Source organism: Hydrocarboniphaga sp. FW305-C-57 (assembly GCF_058783045.1).
The window spans coordinates 263,279-279,685 of sequence record NZ_JBYSYG010000001.1; the positions used below are offsets into that span (position 1 = coordinate 263,279).

The following is a 16,407-nucleotide window of genomic DNA, read 5'->3' on the forward strand; positions in this document are numbered from 1 at the left end:
CTTCATCCCTGCAAACCATCCTCGCCGGCCTCGGGCCTGCGCGGCGGCTTGCGCTTTTTCTCAAGGAGACTTCTATGCAACTCGCATCTCGCTTCGGATCGGGATCTCCCGTGCTGCGTTCGGATCGCCCGCTGTCGGACGATCAGATCCGCACCGTCGCCCCGTCCATCTTCGCCGAGGCCGCGCACGAGAGCCGGTCGGAGCGCTATAGCTACATCCCCACGGCCACCGTGCTGACGAAGCTGCGCGACGAAGGCTTCGAGCCGTTCTTCGTGTGCCAGACCCGCGTGCGGCAGGAGGATCGCCGCGAGTACACCAAGCACATGCTGCGGCTGCGGCACGCCAGTCAGATCAACGGCAGCGAGGCCAACGAAATCATCTTGCTCAACTCGCACGATGGCACCAGCAGCTACCAGATGCTGGCCGGCGTCCTCGTCTTTGCCTGCCACAACGGTCTGGTGTTCGGCGACATGACTGCCGACGTGCGCGTCCCCCACAAGGGAGACGTCGCGTCCCACGTCATCGAAGGCGCCTACGAAGTCCTAAGCGGCTTCGAGCGCGTCGATCAGTCCCGCGAGGCGATGCGCGCCATCTCGCTGGACAGCGGCGAGGCGGAAGTGTTCGCGCGCTCGGCGCTGGAACTGAAGTACGACGGTTCCAAGCCGGCGCCGATCACGGAGAGCCAGCTGCTGCGTCCACGGCGGTACGAAGACCGTGGTTCCGACCTGTGGTCCACGTTCAACCGCGTGCAGGAGAACCTGGTCAAGGGGGGCCTGGACGGTCGCACTGCCAACGGGCGCCGGCAACACACACGGCCGGTGCAAGGCATCGACCAGAACGTGCGCCTGAACCGCGCCCTTTGGCTGCTGGCCGAAGGCATGCAGAAACTGAAAGCGTAAGCGTCCAGCGGACCAGACCCTCGCGGGCTTGGTCCGCTTTTGCTTGCGCGACGCATCGCCGGGCCTGCAAGACGGGCCGCTGTGCCGGAAAACAGGGGGTCGGCCGGAATCGCATTGCTGCTCCCCCTGGTGCCAGAACAGGTCGCAACCTACCCCCCATGTCCGCCGGCCTCGCCGGCAACGTGCCCAGGCAGCCTCGACCTTCAAGGCTGCGGTGCATCTAACCGCACTGGTCTCGATCTTTCCGAGCGCGTTTCGCGTCCGTCTAGTCCCTCTCGCTAACCGTCCTGCGTCCCTCGCGGGCCGGCACCACGTTTCCGTTTCCCCACGAGGTCGCCCCCGTCCATCCGGCCGGTCGGGTCCCTTGCTTTCTGCCATCAAAGGAGTCGTCACATGACCGCTGCAAACCAAGCTCATCTGGAATCCATCATCGTCCCCGGCCAACTCAAGCTGCGCACCATCCGTGGCCGTCATGGGCCATTCAACGTCGGACTGCTCGCTTGCCCCCTGGGCGAGTTCGTCGTCAAAGACCCGGAGTTCGAGCAGTACAAGGAAGGCAAGTACGACGGCGAGTTCGCCATCGGACGCATCTTCGCCAAGTCCTTCGTGTCCCTGGGCGGCGTCAGGGTCGAGATCCGCGCCAGCCTCAACGGCATGACCCTCTCCGGCATCGACAAGCTGGGCAGGGAGGAAGCTCGCAACTTCAACGTCCAGGAAGTCGATCCGATCGACGAGGACCAGCCGGCGACCGCGGTGGCAACACCCACGGCCGCGTCGGCGCCAAGCTCGAACGATCCTCTGATCGACACGCGGCCCTTCGGTATGGACGCGCCCGCCACCGTCACGGCGGCGGACGGACCTGATGCCGAGGATGCTGCGCTGTTCGGCCTGCTGTGGCCGCTGGCCGAGACCTTCAAGCTGGACTCGACCATCGATCGCCGCACGTTGCGCCTGCAGTGTGCCCGCCTCAACAAGCTCGGCTACAGCTTCGATGCCACGTCTCAGCAGTGGCAACGCACGCCGGTGCTGGAGGCGGCCTGATCGCCAGACGCAGCCGCGGCTTCTTACCTACCACCCGCCGGGGTTCCTTCCCCACGCGGGGGAGGACTCCGGATTCTTTCTTTCTGGAGGTCTTCATCATGTCCACCGTCGCTTTCGATACCCCCCGTTCCGCGTTGGATGAACCCGCGTGGCGGGCTCTCTGCAAGACGGCTGCCGAACATGCGCAGCGCGGTTGCGGCCTTTCTTACGAGCACTACGTGACGCTTTTCAGTTCCGAGATCGACGCGCAAGTCGGTCGATTGCCCGAAGACCAGCGTGCACAGGCTCTGCAGATTGCACAGGAATGGGACTACGCAACACCTGCCGAAAGGCAGGAAACCCAGGACTGGCTCGCTGAAGACGGCTGCTGCACGCACGGCATCACACTGGGCTGCTGCCCGGCCGGTTGCGGTTCGTACTGAGCCAGGAGGAACCAACATGGACCCGATCCTGGCAGCGCTGCCGTCCGCGTTGTTGGCGTTTGTCGAAGGGCAGTTGTCCAACGATGAAGTGTCATCCGACGAGGAAATGCTGGAGCACTTCATCAGCAACGGCCTCACCGAGGAACAGGCGCGGCAAGCACTGACCTACCGCGACCAGTACCTCAACAACATCTACCTGACCGGCTTCACGCCGATCACCGCGGTAGACGAGTCGCTTCATTTCAACCCGCACACCCGGCAGTTCGAGCCGGACTGAGCATCTTCCTTCCACCCCAAGGGGCGGCATCCGCCCTCGGGCGGGTGCTGTCCTCCATCTTCTTCGAGGACATCACCATGCCCAACTTCAATACGCTGTACCGCATCGACGAATGCCCGGACCTCATGACCGACGGCTTCGTCGGCGACGAGCAAGGCAACCTGATCTTCCTGTCCGTCTGGGGACGCGATACCGCCACCCAGGAGTTCATTGCTCGCCTGACCCTCGGGCGCGACGAGCAAGGACTGGACCAGTTCCACATCCTCACCGAGCAAGGCGGCTCGATCCCGGTCTTCGTCGGCAACGTCGAGCAGCTGGACAAGTGCAGCAATCGTGCATACCGCCGCACGCTGTTCGGCTCTCTCGTCCACCTGTGGCTGTTCGACCGCCGCTGCGTGAAGCCCGATAAGGCCAACGCCAGCGCGCTGGCGCTGCTGCCACGAGGCTCGGATCACCGGGCCGACCGGCTGTGGGCGCTGGTGCGAGACACCTGCCCGCTGCCCTTGCTTGATCACTGGCGCGACACCGTGCTGGAGCTGTTGCAGACGCAATCGATGCTGAGCCGTCTTCCCGCTGCCCTCGGGCCGCTGGAAGGTCATCGACTCGCCATCGACGTGCCCGCGCTGACCAAGGCGCTGGGGACGCTGATCCGCAACGGCGTGCTCGGTCCGGACGCATCCGTGTCCCGCACTGCATCCGAACGACTGCTCGCAACAGCAGCGTAAGGACTTCACGAACGGACGTGCGCCAGCACGTCCGCTCACCTTCATCTTCGCTACCCAGGAGAATCCGATGGCACTTATGTTCCCGCGGCTCGCCCGCAATTTCGCAAAGAACGGGTACTTCCCTACCGACGAACACACGCTCGAAAGAGCACTCGCCGCACTGGCGCCCACCGACGGGCCGATGTGCATTCTCGATCCGTGCGCCGGCGAAGGCGTGGCCATCGCCGAAGCCGCTCATGCCCTCGGGCGCGAGCAGGTCAGCGCGTTCGCCGTCGAGTACGACGCCGAGCGTGCCCGCCACGCACGCACGATGGTCGATCACTGCATCCATGGTGATCTCATGGACACGCTGATCTCCAGGCAGTCGTTCGGCCTGCTCTGGCTTAACCCGCCTTACGGTGACCTGTCCAACGACGCGAACGGCAACATCGGCTACCAGGGCCAAGGCCGTGCACGACTGGAGAAGCTGTTCTACCAGCGCTCGCTGCCGCTGCTGCAATACGGCGGCGTGCTGGTGTTCATCGTGCCGAGCTACGTCCTCGACGCCGAGCTGGTCGGGTGGCTGACGCGCCACTTCGCCGGCCTGCGCATCTACCGTGCGGTGGAGACGCAGTTCAAGCAGGTGGTGATCTTCGGTCGGCGCGCGCGTCAGCGCGACCAGGCAACGGATTCGGTCAAAGCCACGCGTGGTCTGCTCCTGCAGATCGGGCAAGGCGATGCCGAGGCCGAGGAACTGCCGGCCGAATGGCCGTTCCTGCCGTATGTCGTTCCCGGCATCCACGCCGAGCCGGAGCACTTCTATCGCGTGACCATGGAGCCCGAGCAGTTCGCCGACGAAGTTGGCCGGCTGCAAGGACTCTGGCCTTCGCTGGATGTCCATCTCGGGCCGGCGCAGCAGTCGCTGCGACCGCCGGCCAGGGCCTTGTCTCAGTGGCATCTCGCCCTGGCGCTGGCCGCGGGCGCGATCTCCGGCGTGGTGAAGTCCAAGACCGGGCGCGTGCTCGCAGTCAAGGGCGATACGCACAAAGAGAAGACGCTCCAGACCGAGTACACCGAGCGTGACGACGGCTCCGTCGCCGAAACACGCATCCTGACCGACAAGTTCGTCCCGGTCATTCGTGCCTGGGACATGACACCTGACTCGCCCACGCGGGGCGAGGTTCTGACGATCCGCTGATCTCGGGCGGCGCAACGCCGCCTTCATCGAAACCTGACGGCGCAAGCCGTCGCCATTCATCCCACCCAGGGGCATGTCATCGCCCCGCGGGGGAGGTGCGTGCCCCATTCACTTGGAGCACCACCATGTCTCTCGATCTCGACACCGTTCCGTCCTCCGCGGAAGGCACGTCCTTGCAGGGCGAGCTGCTCGACGCGGAATCGTCCCCGCTCACGATGAGCTTGCAGGATTTCGTCGCCGAATGCGGCGACGACCTGCTGGATTCCCTCAATCGCGCCAATCCGCCCGTCTACACCGGGCGGCCCCAGGCGCACCGCCAGTTGATCCTGGCAAGTCTGAAGCGCCAGTTGTTCCCGGCCCAGGCCGATGTCGTGCATGCCGTCAGCGAGCTGTTGATCGATCGCGGCGAGCGTGCCGCGATCGTCAATGGCGAAATGGGCTGCGGCAAGACGACGGTGGGCATCGCCACGGCGGCGGTGCTCAACGCCGAAGGCTATCGGCGCACGCTGGTCCTGAGTCCTCCCCACCTGGTCTACAAGTGGCGGCGGGAAATTCAGGAGACCGTCGCCGGTGCGCGCGTCTGGGTGCTCAATGGCCCGGATACGCTCGTCAAACTCATGAAGCTGCGCGAGCAGCTGAATGTGCCGACGCAGGGCCAGGAGTTCTTCGTTCTCGGCCGCGTCCGGATGCGGATGGGATTCCACTGGAAGCCCGCCTTCACCCGGCATCGGACGCCCCACGGCGACGTGGGCGCGTGCCCCGACTGCGGCCAGGTCATCACCGACCTCGACGGCGAGCCGATCAACCCACTCGACCTCGAAGCCGAGGAGCAGCGCCGCAAGTGCGGTCAGTGCGGCTCCGCGCTGTGGAGCCTGATCCGTCCCAAGGGCCTATCCGCCAGCGACCAGTCCTCCGCGGTTCAAAAGGCGCTGACGCGCATTCCGACGATCGGGCAAGTCACCGCACAGAAGCTGATGAAGCGCTTCGGCGACGGCTTCCTGGCCTCGATGCTCGGCGACAACATCCACGAGGTGCGACCTGAAGTCGCGTAATTGATTGTCTCAACTACCGCAAGGTAGTCAGGAGACCTGATGTTCCGTCATCAGTAGCCTACCGGCACATGCAGGACTGGCAACAGTCTTGTGTGAAGCTGCCGGGACAATGTACCTGCCCGAAAGGGAAAGTCGGAACGCGAGAACCGACCACGCCTGCGAGCATCAATGCGGGTGCGGGGCTAGGCTGGGTGGTATGACCAACAAATGTGAACCGCTATCTAAACACCGTTATGTTGAACAAGCCAAAGATGCTGACAGGCTTGAGCCAAAAGGCACGCAACTGGACTGCTTCTTTTCGTGTGGAGCAGCACGGACATTCAAGTTGCCGGTGGAAAGGCGGGGGTCTAACCCACTCTTGTCAATTACTCGAAACAGGGTAAGCCCGTATCTCTGCCTCTCGGGGCAGGCGAACCGTAAGGAACGCTGTTAGGGATGCGGGTAAAGGAACGTGGAAAAAGCGAACGCCGGCCTGTAACGGGTCGGATAGGGATTGAGCCGTAAGGCGACATCATCCCGCGCGAAAGCGAGCAGACTTCCACATGGTCTTTCTCTACGAGATTGCTTGATCAACCTTATTTTCTAAGAGGGAATTGCAGATGACTACGCAAGAAATTTGCGCGGGTGCGCCCTCACATGAATCGGTCACATGGCACAGCATCGACTGGGCTCAATGTCATCGTGAAGTGCGAAGGCTCCAAGCGCGTATCGTAAAGGCAACACGGGAAGGTCGCTGGGGCAAGGTGAAAGCCTTGCAATGGCTGCTGACCCACTCGTTTAGCGGCAAAGCTATGGCCGTGAAGCGGGTGACCGAAAATCGTGGAAAGGCAACGCCGGGGGTGGACAAGGTGACTTGGTCAACCCCGGAGGCCAAAGGTAGGGCCGTCGAAACACTTGGCCGGCACGGCTACAAGCCGCAGCCGCTCAGGAGGTTGATGATCCCCAAGGCGAACGGGAAGATGCGCCCGTTGGGAATCCCGACTATGAGGGACCGTGCCATGCAGGCGTTATACCTGCTGGCATTGGAACCGATTAGCGAGACGACCGGCGACCGCAACTCCTATGGCTTTAGGCCTGGACGCGCTACGGCAGATGCCGTCGAGTACTGCTTCAAGGTACTCGCCCGAAAGGATTGCGCGGAATGGGTTCTGGACGCCGATATTTCCGGTTGCTTTGACAACATCGACCACTCTTGGCTCCTTGCATCCATCCCCATGGATCGCAAGGTTCTATCCAAGTGGTTGAAGTCTGGCTTCATCGAAAATGGCAGCTTCTTTCCGACAGAAGCTGGAACGCCGCAAGGCGGCATCATCTCCCCGGTGCTTGCGAACATGGCATTGGATGGTCTTCAACGCGAGTTGGAGAAGGCGTTTCCGCGCTCAACAGTGCAGGGGCGTCGAGCGAAGCTCAATCTGGTTCGATACGCGGACGACTTTGTGATTACCGGAGCCACGCAAGAGTTCTTGCGTGACGAAGTAATGCCGGTAGTCATCGAGTTTCTGGCTAAGCGGGGTCTCTCGCTCTCGCCGGAAAAGACGCGGATCGTCAATATCAGTGAAGGCTTTGACTTCCTCGGCCAAAACATTCGCAAGTACAGCGGAAAGCTGATCATCAAACCCTCAACCAAGAGCGTTGTCACGCTTTTGGCCAAGGTGAAAGAGGCAGTCACCGCTCATCGGGCATCAAAGCAGGCGGATCTGATACGGACACTCAATCCTGTCATCAAGGGTTGGGCGATGTACCACAGGCACGCATGTTCGAGCGAGGTGTTCCAGAAGGTGGACAACCAGATATGGCGTTATCTCTGGCATTGGGCCAAGCGCAGGCATCCGAAGCGGGGCGTAAGGTGGGTGAAGGAGAGATACTTTCACCAATTGAAGTTCCGTAGCTGGGTGTTTGCCGACAGGACGAATGTGCCGACATCAGGCGTAGTACCGACACTGGCATTAGCCAGCAAGGTAAAGATTGCTCGCCACAGCATGATCAAAGGCGATGCCAATCCTTTCGATCCCGAATGGGAAACCTATTTTGAGGCTCGTCTGGGCTTCAAGATGGTAGGTCAACTGAAGGGCCGTCAACGTCTGTTGAGACTATGGTTGGATCAGGAAGGGTTCTGCCCTATCTGTCAAACAAAGATCACGAGTGAGACGGGATGGCATGTCCATCACATCACGCGAAGGGTCGATGGGGGTTCTGACAACCCCTCCAATCTGGTCTTGGTACATCAGAACTGTCACAACCTGATCCATGTCCGCGGTATTGAGGTAGTGAAACCGGTTCCCGCAAGGGGACTTTGAAAGGCTTGAGCCGCATACCGGGAAACTGGTACGTGCGGTTCTTAGGGGGGGATGGGCCAGCAATGGCTTGTCCCTACCCGACTTCATCAACCTCATGGATGGCAACGGCGAGCTGGTCTTCTCGGACCGCCAGGCGCACCGGATGGAACGCGCGATGGCGAACATGGAGTTCGGCTTCGGCGAGGGCGGCTATCAGCCCAGCGAGTACATCAAGCGATACCTGCCGCAGGGTACGTTCGATCTTCTGATCGCCGACGAGGCGCACGAGTACAAGAACGGCGGAAGCGCCCAGGGCCAGGCGATGGGCGTGCTCGCAGCGAAGGCGCGCAAATGCGTGCTGCTGACCGGCACGCTCATGGGCGGCTACGGCGACGACCTGTTCCACCTGCTGTTCCGGGCGCTGCCCGGACGCATGATCGAAGATGGCTACCGGCCGACCAAGAGCGGAAGCATGACGTCGGCCGCGATGGCGTTCATGAGGGACCACGGGGTCCTGAAGGACATCTACTCCGAGAGCAAGAGCACCGCACACAAGACGGCCAAGGGCTCGAAGGTGTCGGTGCGCACCGTCAAGGCGCCGGGCTTCGGCCCCAAGGGCGTCCTGCGTTGCATCCTGCCGTTCACGGTCTTCCTCAAGTTGAAGGACATCGGCGGCAACGTGCTGCCACCCTACGACGAGGAGTTCCGCGAAGTCGCAATGGAGGCGGATCAAGCCACCGCCTACCGTGGTCTGTCCAGCCGTCTGACCCAGGAGCTGAAGCAGGCCCTGGCTAGGAGGGACACCACCTTGCTGGGTGTGGTCCTCAATGTCCTGCTGGCGTGGCCGGACTGCTGCTTCCGATCGGAAACGGTGGTGCATCCGCGCACGCGCAACACCTTGGCGTTCGTCCCGGCTCAGTTCAACGAGTTCGAGATCACGCCGAAAGAGCGCGAGCTGATCGACGTCTGCAAGCAGGAGAAGGCGGAAGGTCGCAAGACCCTGGTCTACTCGGTCTACACCGGCACGCGCGATACGACCTCGCGCCTGAAGGTGCTGCTGGAGCAAGAAGGTTTCAAGGTGGCCGTGCTGCGCGCGAGCGTAGATGCGTCCCGCCGGGAAGACTGGATCGCCGAGCAGTTGGATCGCGGGATCGATGTCCTGATCACGAACCCGGAGCTGGTCAAGACGGGCCTCGATCTGTTGGAGTTCCCGACGATCGTGTTCATGCAGAGCGGCTACAACGTCTACTCGTTGCAGCAGGCGGCACGGCGCTCGTGGCGCATCGGGCAGAAGCAGCCCGTGCGCGTGATCTATCTCGGCTACGCCAATTCCTCGCAGATGACCTGCCTGGGATTGATGGCCCGCAAGATCATGGTGTCGCAGAGCACGTCGGGAGACGTGCCCGAGTCGGGACTCGATGTCCTGAACCAAGACGGGGATTCCGTCGAAGTGGCGCTGGCCAGGCAACTGGTCGCCGCCTAGCTCCTCCATGCCGGCGGCCCCTTCAGGGGGCCGCCTTCTTTCTGACGCATCCCTATCTCATCACTCATCCTGCCAAGGAGAATCATCAATGCAAGACGACAAGCTGTTTCGTACAGAAGTGTCCTCCACCGACGAGTATGCCGATCTGCCGGCCGCCGTCGAATTCTCGATCGACCTCTCTACCGCGCGCGAGATTCTTCTTCTCTCAGCGGTCGTGAAGACACATGGTCTCTACAAAGTCGAGAAGTTCGACTACCGCGCCCAATACTTGTCGTGTAGCGACGAGGAGGCCTTGGATCGGACCGACTCGGTCGAAGACGACCGGTTCGTTCGCACGGAAGCAGATACGCTCAACGTCTCCGATACCCATTTCTGGTTTGCAGCGTATCTCAAGCACACCGACATCGAGATCAGTAGCGAGCAGTTGCCGATAGGCGATCTGGTCTCTCACTTCAACCTGGTGCCAGGCGCTGAGAACCCGGGCCTGGATGCCACGTCTTCGCCCCGCCACGGTGATTGACCAAGGCCAGCCTGGCCTATGGCCCATGCGAGCCGCTGACCTCTTTTCTTCCTTCAATAGCCTCGACAACGAGGTAAGGAGCATCCCATGAAACCCCTGCACATTGCGGTCGCGTGCCGCAGCGCTTCGGGCATGGCTGACATGCCCATCTTTACCGTTAGCGTGACGCAGGCCGAGTACCGCCTCGGCGCCCACTACGACAAGGCCGAGGTGCTGGCTGCAGAAGCCGGTTATAAACGGCCCTTCGTCTGCTTCGATGCCACCGAACAGGGCGCCATCCTGTCGGCGGCCCACACGCTGGACCTGGTTCCCCAGATCGTCGTGATAGACATGACCGACGGTTTCGTCCGTTCGGTGTGTTGCGACACCGGCAGCATCAAGGTGATCTGCTACGACGAGAGCAATACCGACGAGGACTGCGAAGCCATCGCCGAACACCCTGTCGGCGAGAACGGTCAGCTGGTCCGCTGTTGGGCACACGTCCAGATCGCGGATGCCGATCCGGGCTTGATTAAAGCCCGCGGCTGATCCTCGCATTTCCAGCATCACGACGGCCCTTCGGGGCCGTCTTTTTTTGGGTATCCGGATTTTAGTGTGGGAAGACCGCACTAGCCCTTCTTGTCTGACAGCTCTCGTTCGGTAGGTTTCTGGTATCGCAAGGCTTACGCGCTTTTAGCCTTCAGTGTGGGCTTTGTCTGGCGCATGTCGGTGCAAGGAAACAATCAGTGGCAGGTCACCTTGCCCCCGGCTCGAACTGGGGTTTGAGGCGCAGTGGAACGGAAAACCGGGTTAAGCCACGCGCCTAGCTCCCGTGCAGAGAATCGATCAGCGGGCACGACACAGTGCCTCGCTGCGCATGGCACTCGTTGACCAACCGTGACAGCACCGCTTCGATTCGCGTCAGGTCCGCCATCTTGGTGCGCACGTCGGTGAGCTGGAGCGCAGCCAGCTCGGCGGCTTCGCTGCAGTGAGTGCCGTCCTCAAGCTGTAGGAGTTGGCCGACTTCGTCCAGGTTGAACCCCAGCCGCTGGGCGGATTTCACGAAACGCACCCGCGCCACGTCCGCCGATCCGTAGCGGCGAATACTGCCGACGGGCCGACCTGGTTCTGGCAATAACCCCTTGCGCTGATAGAACCGGATGGTCTCCACGTTGACCCCAGCGGCCTTGGCGAAAGCCCCGATGGTCAGTGTTTGCGGATCGTTCACCATCGCGCTTGACTCCGTACTTGACTACGGAAGTAACCTTAGCGCATCACGCAACGTCTCGGAAGGAGATCCCTCACATGGCAGACCCCAGCAACGGCCGCGGTGCACTGGCCGCCGGTGGCCTCGCCGCCATCCTCGCCTCGACCTGCTGCCTCGGTCCGCTGGTGCTGATCACGCTGGGTTTCTCCGGCGCCTGGATCGGCAACTTGACCGCGCTGGAACCGTACCGGCCGATCTTCATTGGCGTGGCGCTCGTGGCGCTGTTCTTCGCGTGGCGTCGCATCTTCCGGCCGGCTCGCGCCTGCGCGCCGGACGACGCATGCGCCGTGCCCCAGGTGCGGACGGCCTACAAGGTGATCTTCTGGATCGTCACCGCCCTGGTGCTGATCGCGCTCGTGTTCCCCTACCTCATGCCCCTGTTCTACTGAAAGGAGATTGCCATGAAGAAACTCGTCGCATTGCTCGCTCTGACCGTTGCCCTCAGCGCTCCCGCCTGGGCCGCCACCAAAACCGTCACGCTGTCGGTGCCGAGCATGACCTGCGCCACCTGTCCGATCACGGTCAAGAAGGCGCTGACCAAGGTCGAAGGCGTCATCGAGGCCAAGGTGACCTGGGAGCCCAAGGAGGCGGTGGTAACCTACGACGATGCCAAGACCACTCCGGCCGCGTTGACCAAAGCCACCGAGAACGCCGGCTACCCGTCTACCGTCAAGAAGTGAGCACACGCTCATGACCGAGGCGATCACGCTGCACATCGATGGCATGACCTGCGGGTCGTGCGCCGAGCACGTCAAGCAGACCTTGGAAAAGGTGCCCGGCGTGCGTTCGGCCTCAGTGTCCTACCCACAGCGCCGGGCCGAGATTGAGGCCAGCGTAGGTACCGCCGCGGACGTGACCTCGCTGGTCGCGGCGGTATCCGCACTCGGTTACCGAGCGCAGCTTGCCGATGCGCCGGGGCAACCCAGCGACCTGCTGAACAATGCACAAGAGCGGCTGGGCGGCGAACCAAAGCGCGAGGACGATGAGGCTGCACTGCACGTGGCCGTGATCGGCAGCGGCGGCGCGGCGATGGCGGCGGCGTTGAAGGCCGTCGAGCAAGGGGCGCGTGTGACGCTGATCGAGCGCAGCACTCTCGGCGGCACCTGCGTCAACGTCGGATGTGTGCCGTCCAAGATCATGATCCGCGCTGCCCACATTGCGCATCTGCGTCGCGAGAGTCCGTTCGATGACGGCATTGCCGCCGCCTCGCCGAAGATTCTGCGTAAGCGCTTGCTGGCTCAGCAGCAGGGGCGCGTCGATGAACTGCGCCACGCCAAGTACGAAGGCATCCTGACGAGCACCCCGACCATCACCGTGCTGCGCGGCGATGCCCGATTCAAGGATGCGCACACGCTGACCGTGGCAACCGCTGACGACGGGATGCGCGAGGTGAGTTTCGACCGCTGCCTCATCGCCACCGGGGCCAGTCCGGCGATTCCACCGATCCCGGGCTTGAAAGACACGCCCTTCTGGACGTCGACCGAAGCGCTGGCCAGCGACACGATCCCCGATCGGCTGGCCGTGATCGGCTCGTCGGTGGTGGCCGTCGAACTCGCGCAGGCCTTTGCCCGGCTGGGCAGCAAGGTGACCATGCTGGCGCGCAGCACACTGTTCTTTCGCGAAGACCCCGCCATTGGCGAGGCCATCACGGCCGTGTTCCGCGCCGAAGGCATCGAAGTGCTGGACCACACCCAGGCCAGCCAGGTCGCCTATGAGGATGGGGAATTCGTGCTCACCACCGAACGCGGCGAACTGCATGCCGACCGGCTGTTGTTCGCCACCGGCCGCACCCCAAACACCCGCACGCTCAACCTCGACGCGGCCGGTGTGGTGGTCAATGCGCAAGGCGCCATCACCATCGACCACGCGATGCGCACTACCGTGCCGCACATCTATGCCGCCGGCGACTGCACTGACCAGCCGCAGTTCGTCTACGTCGCGGCGGCGGCCGGCACCCGCGCTGCAATCAACATGACGGGTGGCAACGCGACGCTGGATCTGACGGCGATGCCGGCGGTGGTGTTCACCGACCCGCAGGTCGCCACCGTGGGCTACAGCGAAGCCGAAGCGCACCACGACGGTATCGAGACCGACAGCCGCACGCTGACGCTCGACAACGTGCCCCGGGCGCTGGTCAACTTCGACACGCGCGGTTTCATCAAGCTGGTTTCGGAGGCCGGTTCGGGACGACTGATCGGCGTGCAAGCGGTAGCCCCGGAAGCAGGCGAGCTGATCCAAACCGCAGTACTGGCGATTCGCAACCGCATGACGGTGCGAGAGTTGGCCGACCAGTTATTCCCCTACCTGACGATGGTCGAGGGGCTGAAACTCGCGGCACAAACCTTCACCAAGGACGTAAAGCAACTGTCCTGTTGCGCGGGGTAGTGGCTGGGCCTCTTACCTATGCTTCATCGGCTGAATCACAAATTCAGGCTGAAGCGCCGCCTCTTGCACAATGGGCTGAGGACTATTCGAAATACCCCTCTTCGAGTAGCCGCGCCAGCGTCGGGAGATAGGGGCCGTACTCGACCACGCGCGTGATCTTCTTCTTGCGCGTTGCCGCCGTGGTCATCCGCTGGAACACGAAGTCCGTGGTCATTGGGTCGTCGTCATCGACCAACACGGTTTCGATAACCGAGCCATCCTTGCGCGCCTTCTTGTCGTAGAGCATGCGCGCCCGAAGCACCTCGAAGCTGTAACCCCTGCCCATGCGGTTCATGTCTTTGGCCACTCGGTTGACTGACTCAGTATAGGCATTGGTAATCGGCTGCTCGAAGTAGGCGAAGATTTCGTCGTGCCAGTTGTGCACGGCGGTGGTCAGGTCCTTGAACGTGGCCGCCAATTCGGTCGGAATATTGGCCTGCCACTTCGCGCAGGCGGCTTCTGCTGCTGGGCGGGTCTTCTGATCCCAGATCGACAGAAATCCTTCCTTGAGCGCGTGGGCTTCGCTTAGGAGCGGGAACTGTTGGAACCATTCCCGCATCCGGTCCATATCTCTCCCTGTCAGGTCGTGCTGCCGCTTGAGCAGCAGGAACCGCTCGTCCTTGAGTTTGAGGCGCTGCCGGGTGGACAAATCCTTGCGAATGCGCTTGCGCAGCTTCTCCAGCGCGTCGTTCGCCATGCGCTGGATATGGAATCGATCGACCACGATCCGGGCCTGTGGCAGCGTGGCGCGCACCACCTGCCGATAAACGTGGTACATGTCCATCGCCACCCACTCGACCGAGTCCTTGTCCCGCAGGTCGCGGAAATAGGGCATCAACTCGGCTTTGGCCCGGCTGGGGCGGATATCGAACACGGTCTTGCGCTCGACGTTGGTGATCATGGCCCGGTACTGGCCGATGATCTTGAGCTCGTCGATACCCAGCACCCGCGGCGTCCGGAACTGGGTCTTGGCCTCGACCTCCTCGATGAAATCGTCGAAGACGTGGCGGACCGTCTTTTCGTCCACGGCTACTTCCCGGGCAAGGGCCGCAAAGGTCTTGGAGAAGGACTGGTCGCGGATATAACGCACCAGACGCGCCGTGGCTTGGCGTTTTCCATCAAGGTCCGCCACAGGCTCAAACAAGGTCTTGGTGCAGCTTGTACAGCGATAGCGACGGCGCTGGATGAAGATCACGACGGGTTTGCCGTGCGTCGGTGTGTCCTGAAACGACTGTTCCTGTGAGCCGTGACCATGCAGGCGTCCGGTCTTGCACAGCGGGCAGGTCACCCACTGATTGACGCCTTCGGCCTTGACGACGTAACTGTCCTCGCTGGTCAGGATTTCAAGCGTCTTCAGGCTTCGCAGCTGGAGAAAGTCCGTCACTCAGCACCTTGGGCGAACCCACACTGAAATCCGACTTTTACTCTAGCACATCCGCTCAGCCGTCCAACACCAAAATCCATTCTTTGAAAGTGATAGCTACAAAGACCCAAGGAGCCAGAACCCACACCAGATTCCGGATACCCCTTTTTTTCACACCACCACGCCGGCAAATCGGACGCCAAAGGATTCGCTTTGTTTGCTGTCGGAAGATGCTGCCGCGGCGATGGTGATGGCTCGACGCTTCAGGACGCCATGCCATGTGCCCATCCCATCCCTGGTTTCACCATCCCGAACACCGCCTGCTGCCCGGCGTGCTCGCGCTGCTCTGGACCGCGTTGATCGGTGGATGCGCGACGACTCCCACGCCCTCGGCGCCACCCGACGCGCCGATTTCAGCCTCGCCGGAGCCGCCGCCTGAGTTCGTCCCGGTGGTCCGCTACGGCCGCTACACCCTGATCGAGTTGGCGCCGAGTGCCGCGCAGCAGGATCTGATGCTGCAGGTCGTGGAGGTGTCTGCCCCCGACACGCTGCATGCCACTGTCGCCGACGCCCTGCGCCATGTCTTGCGGCGCTCGGGCTATCAGCTCTGCACCGGCCAGGACACCGACTCCCTGGACCGGCTCCCGCTGCCAGCCGCCCACTACCAGCTCGGACCGCTGTTGCTGCGCGATGCCCTGCTGACCCTGACCGGTCCCGCCTGGGATCTGCACGTGGACGACGGCACGCGACTGGTGTGCTTCAGCCACGTCACCGCGGCACCAGCCCGACCCCTGCCGCCGATCGACCCGGACGCCGACGTTCAGACCTTCCCGCTCGCGACGGAGGTCCAGCCATGACGATGCCGGGCTCCGCGCAACCGCAGCGGGCGGCGATGCTGCGTGTCGCCGCCATCACCTGGGTGCTGCTGATCAGCATGGGGGTGGTGGTCAACCACGTCGCCCTGACCAAGCTCGCCGATCAGGCCGAGACCACCACCGTGAGAACGCAGGTCGCGGCGCTGGAACAGCACCTGGCCGAGCTTGCGCAGGACTCGGAACAGGCGCGCAAACAGCCGGCCGCCGTGCCGCAGGCGCGCTACGACACCGATCGCCAGGCATTCGACCGCAGGCTGGCGGCGCTCGAACAGTCTTTGGGAGAGCGCATGGCGGCCGACGCGCTGCAACCACTGCAAACGCGCATCGAACAGTTGGAGGCGCGGCTGACCACGCGGGCGGCACCGCGCGCCGCAGCGCCTCGCAGCACCGCGCCCGACGCCCCGCCGAAGCCGGTCGAGCCCGCGTTCCGCATCACCGGCGCCGAACTACGCGCCGGCGAGCGCTTCCTGTCGATTCTCTCGGCCGAAGGCGGTGGTTTGGCCCAGGTCCGTCTGCTGCGGCCGGGCGAGGAGGCGGACGGCTGGCGCCTGACCGCCATCGAGGGCGACGTCGCGGTGTTACGGCACGGCACCGAGACCCGGCGCCTGCCTGTGCCGGCGCGATAGG

16 protein-coding genes and 2 pseudogenes are annotated in these 16,407 nt (G+C 62.9%); 16 read left to right on the forward strand and 2 right to left on the reverse strand.

Annotated features, from left to right (window positions below; all coding sequences use genetic code 11):
* The first annotated feature begins 74 nt into the window (after positions 1 to 74).
* From AC3WUM_RS01280 to AC3WUM_RS01330, 11 genes and pseudogenes are all read left to right on the forward strand, one after another.
* Complete coding sequence (locus AC3WUM_RS01280; protein ID WP_492408279.1) at positions 75 to 899, forward strand: DUF932 domain-containing protein; 825 nt, start codon at positions 75 to 77, stop codon at positions 897 to 899.
* Between the two features lie 393 nt (positions 900 to 1,292).
* Entirely contained in the window at positions 1,293 to 1,940 is a 648-nt protein-coding gene (locus tag AC3WUM_RS01285) for a DUF3275 family protein (RefSeq protein ID WP_492408281.1), read from the forward strand.
* A 98-nt stretch (positions 1,941 to 2,038) separates the two neighbouring features.
* Positions 2,039 to 2,362, forward strand: a complete 324-nt coding sequence (locus tag AC3WUM_RS01290; RefSeq protein ID WP_014159669.1) for a hypothetical protein — start codon at positions 2,039 to 2,041, stop codon at positions 2,360 to 2,362.
* Positions 2,363 to 2,378: 16 nt separating this feature from the next.
* Positions 2,379 to 2,639, forward strand: a complete 261-nt coding sequence (locus tag AC3WUM_RS01295; RefSeq protein WP_014159668.1) for a hypothetical protein — start codon at positions 2,379 to 2,381, stop codon at positions 2,637 to 2,639.
* 77 nt (positions 2,640 to 2,716) lie between these two features.
* Positions 2,717 to 3,364 (forward strand): hypothetical protein, encoded by a 648-nt coding sequence (locus tag AC3WUM_RS01300; protein WP_492408282.1) that lies wholly within the window; start codon positions 2,717 to 2,719, stop codon positions 3,362 to 3,364.
* Positions 3,365 to 3,431: 67 nt separating this feature from the next.
* Positions 3,432 to 4,541, forward strand: coding sequence for a DUF6094 domain-containing protein (locus tag AC3WUM_RS01305; RefSeq protein ID WP_492408283.1), 1,110 nt, complete (start codon positions 3,432 to 3,434; stop codon positions 4,539 to 4,541).
* 125 nt (positions 4,542 to 4,666) lie between these two features.
* Positions 4,667 to 5,572, forward strand: a pseudogene (locus AC3WUM_RS01310) (DEAD/DEAH box helicase); the annotation flags it as partial.
* Positions 5,573 to 6,192: 620 nt separating this feature from the next.
* The gene (ltrA, locus tag AC3WUM_RS01315; protein WP_023980180.1) at positions 6,193 to 7,890 is read left to right on the forward strand and encodes a group II intron reverse transcriptase/maturase; all 1,698 of its coding nucleotides are present in this window, start codon (positions 6,193 to 6,195) and stop codon (positions 7,888 to 7,890) included.
* A gap of 79 nt (positions 7,891 to 7,969) precedes the next feature.
* Positions 7,970 to 9,352: pseudogene (locus AC3WUM_RS01320) on the forward strand (helicase-related protein); the annotation flags it as partial.
* 88 nt (positions 9,353 to 9,440) lie between these two features.
* Positions 9,441 to 9,872, forward strand: a complete 432-nt coding sequence (locus AC3WUM_RS01325) for a hypothetical protein (RefSeq protein WP_014159664.1) — start codon at positions 9,441 to 9,443, stop codon at positions 9,870 to 9,872.
* A gap of 87 nt (positions 9,873 to 9,959) precedes the next feature.
* The gene (locus AC3WUM_RS01330; RefSeq protein WP_492408284.1) at positions 9,960 to 10,400 is read left to right on the forward strand and encodes a hypothetical protein; all 441 of its coding nucleotides are present in this window, start codon (positions 9,960 to 9,962) and stop codon (positions 10,398 to 10,400) included.
* Between the two features lie 274 nt (positions 10,401 to 10,674).
* Here the strand turns inward: AC3WUM_RS01330 and merR are convergent, their stop codons facing one another.
* Positions 10,675 to 11,082: a mercury resistance transcriptional regulator MerR gene (gene merR / locus AC3WUM_RS01335; protein WP_012480188.1), complete on the reverse strand. Its 408-nt coding sequence runs from the start codon at positions 11,080 to 11,082 to the stop codon at positions 10,675 to 10,677.
* Positions 11,083 to 11,156: 74 nt separating this feature from the next.
* On the opposite strand from merR, the gene merT reads away from it, so the two are divergent.
* From merT to merA, 3 genes are read left to right on the forward strand one after another with little or no spacing between them, the layout of a single operon-like run.
* Entirely contained in the window at positions 11,157 to 11,507 is a 351-nt protein-coding gene (gene merT / locus AC3WUM_RS01340; protein ID WP_019183730.1) for a mercuric ion transporter MerT, read from the forward strand.
* 12 nt (positions 11,508 to 11,519) lie between these two features.
* Positions 11,520 to 11,798: a mercury resistance system periplasmic binding protein MerP gene (gene merP, locus AC3WUM_RS01345; RefSeq protein ID WP_012480190.1), complete on the forward strand. Its 279-nt coding sequence runs from the start codon at positions 11,520 to 11,522 to the stop codon at positions 11,796 to 11,798.
* A gap of 10 nt (positions 11,799 to 11,808) precedes the next feature.
* The gene (gene merA, locus AC3WUM_RS01350) at positions 11,809 to 13,503 is read left to right on the forward strand and encodes a mercury(II) reductase (RefSeq protein ID WP_012480191.1); all 1,695 of its coding nucleotides are present in this window, start codon (positions 11,809 to 11,811) and stop codon (positions 13,501 to 13,503) included.
* A gap of 82 nt (positions 13,504 to 13,585) precedes the next feature.
* Here merA and AC3WUM_RS01355 read toward each other — a convergent pair whose 3' ends face one another.
* A complete protein-coding gene (locus tag AC3WUM_RS01355; protein ID WP_019183731.1) occupies positions 13,586 to 14,926 on the reverse strand; it encodes an ISL3-like element ISStma11 family transposase in 1,341 nt (446 codons plus the stop codon).
* 257 nt (positions 14,927 to 15,183) lie between these two features.
* On the opposite strand from AC3WUM_RS01355, the gene pilL2 reads away from it, so the two are divergent.
* Both pilL2 and AC3WUM_RS01365 read left to right on the forward strand, forming a co-directional pair.
* A complete protein-coding gene (gene pilL2, locus AC3WUM_RS01360; RefSeq protein WP_043290365.1) occupies positions 15,184 to 15,762 on the forward strand; it encodes a PFGI-1 class ICE element type IV pilus protein PilL2 in 579 nt (192 codons plus the stop codon).
* Positions 15,759 to 16,406 carry a hypothetical protein gene (locus AC3WUM_RS01365; protein WP_014159661.1) on the forward strand — a complete coding sequence of 216 codons (648 nt, stop codon included), beginning with the start codon at positions 15,759 to 15,761 and terminating at the stop codon, positions 16,404 to 16,406. The genes pilL2 and AC3WUM_RS01365 overlap by 4 nt, the downstream gene beginning before the upstream one ends.
* The last annotated feature ends 1 nt before the right edge of the window (position 16,407 follow it).

Coding starts and splice junctions, on each gene's coding strand:
- pilL2 (WP_043290365.1), top strand. CDS start 15,184: ATGTGCCCATCCCATCCCTGGTTTCACCATCCCGAACACCGCCTGCTG.
- merT (WP_019183730.1), top strand. CDS start 11,157: ATGGCAGACCCCAGCAACGGCCGCGGTGCACTGGCCGCCGGTGGCCTC.
- AC3WUM_RS01330 (WP_492408284.1), top strand. CDS start 9,960: ATGAAACCCCTGCACATTGCGGTCGCGTGCCGCAGCGCTTCGGGCATG.
- merP (WP_012480190.1), top strand. CDS start 11,520: ATGAAGAAACTCGTCGCATTGCTCGCTCTGACCGTTGCCCTCAGCGCT.
- AC3WUM_RS01305 (WP_492408283.1), top strand. CDS start 3,432: ATGGCACTTATGTTCCCGCGGCTCGCCCGCAATTTCGCAAAGAACGGG.
- AC3WUM_RS01285 (WP_492408281.1), top strand. CDS start 1,293: ATGACCGCTGCAAACCAAGCTCATCTGGAATCCATCATCGTCCCCGGC.
- AC3WUM_RS01365 (WP_014159661.1), top strand. CDS start 15,759: ATGACGATGCCGGGCTCCGCGCAACCGCAGCGGGCGGCGATGCTGCGT.
- merA (WP_012480191.1), top strand. CDS start 11,809: ATGACCGAGGCGATCACGCTGCACATCGATGGCATGACCTGCGGGTCG.
- AC3WUM_RS01300 (WP_492408282.1), top strand. CDS start 2,717: ATGCCCAACTTCAATACGCTGTACCGCATCGACGAATGCCCGGACCTC.
- AC3WUM_RS01295 (WP_014159668.1), top strand. CDS start 2,379: ATGGACCCGATCCTGGCAGCGCTGCCGTCCGCGTTGTTGGCGTTTGTC.
- AC3WUM_RS01280 (WP_492408279.1), top strand. CDS start 75: ATGCAACTCGCATCTCGCTTCGGATCGGGATCTCCCGTGCTGCGTTCG.
- merR (WP_012480188.1), bottom strand. CDS start 11,082: ATGGTGAACGATCCGCAAACACTGACCATCGGGGCTTTCGCCAAGGCC.
- AC3WUM_RS01290 (WP_014159669.1), top strand. CDS start 2,039: ATGTCCACCGTCGCTTTCGATACCCCCCGTTCCGCGTTGGATGAACCC.
- AC3WUM_RS01325 (WP_014159664.1), top strand. CDS start 9,441: ATGCAAGACGACAAGCTGTTTCGTACAGAAGTGTCCTCCACCGACGAG.
- ltrA (WP_023980180.1), top strand. CDS start 6,193: ATGACTACGCAAGAAATTTGCGCGGGTGCGCCCTCACATGAATCGGTC.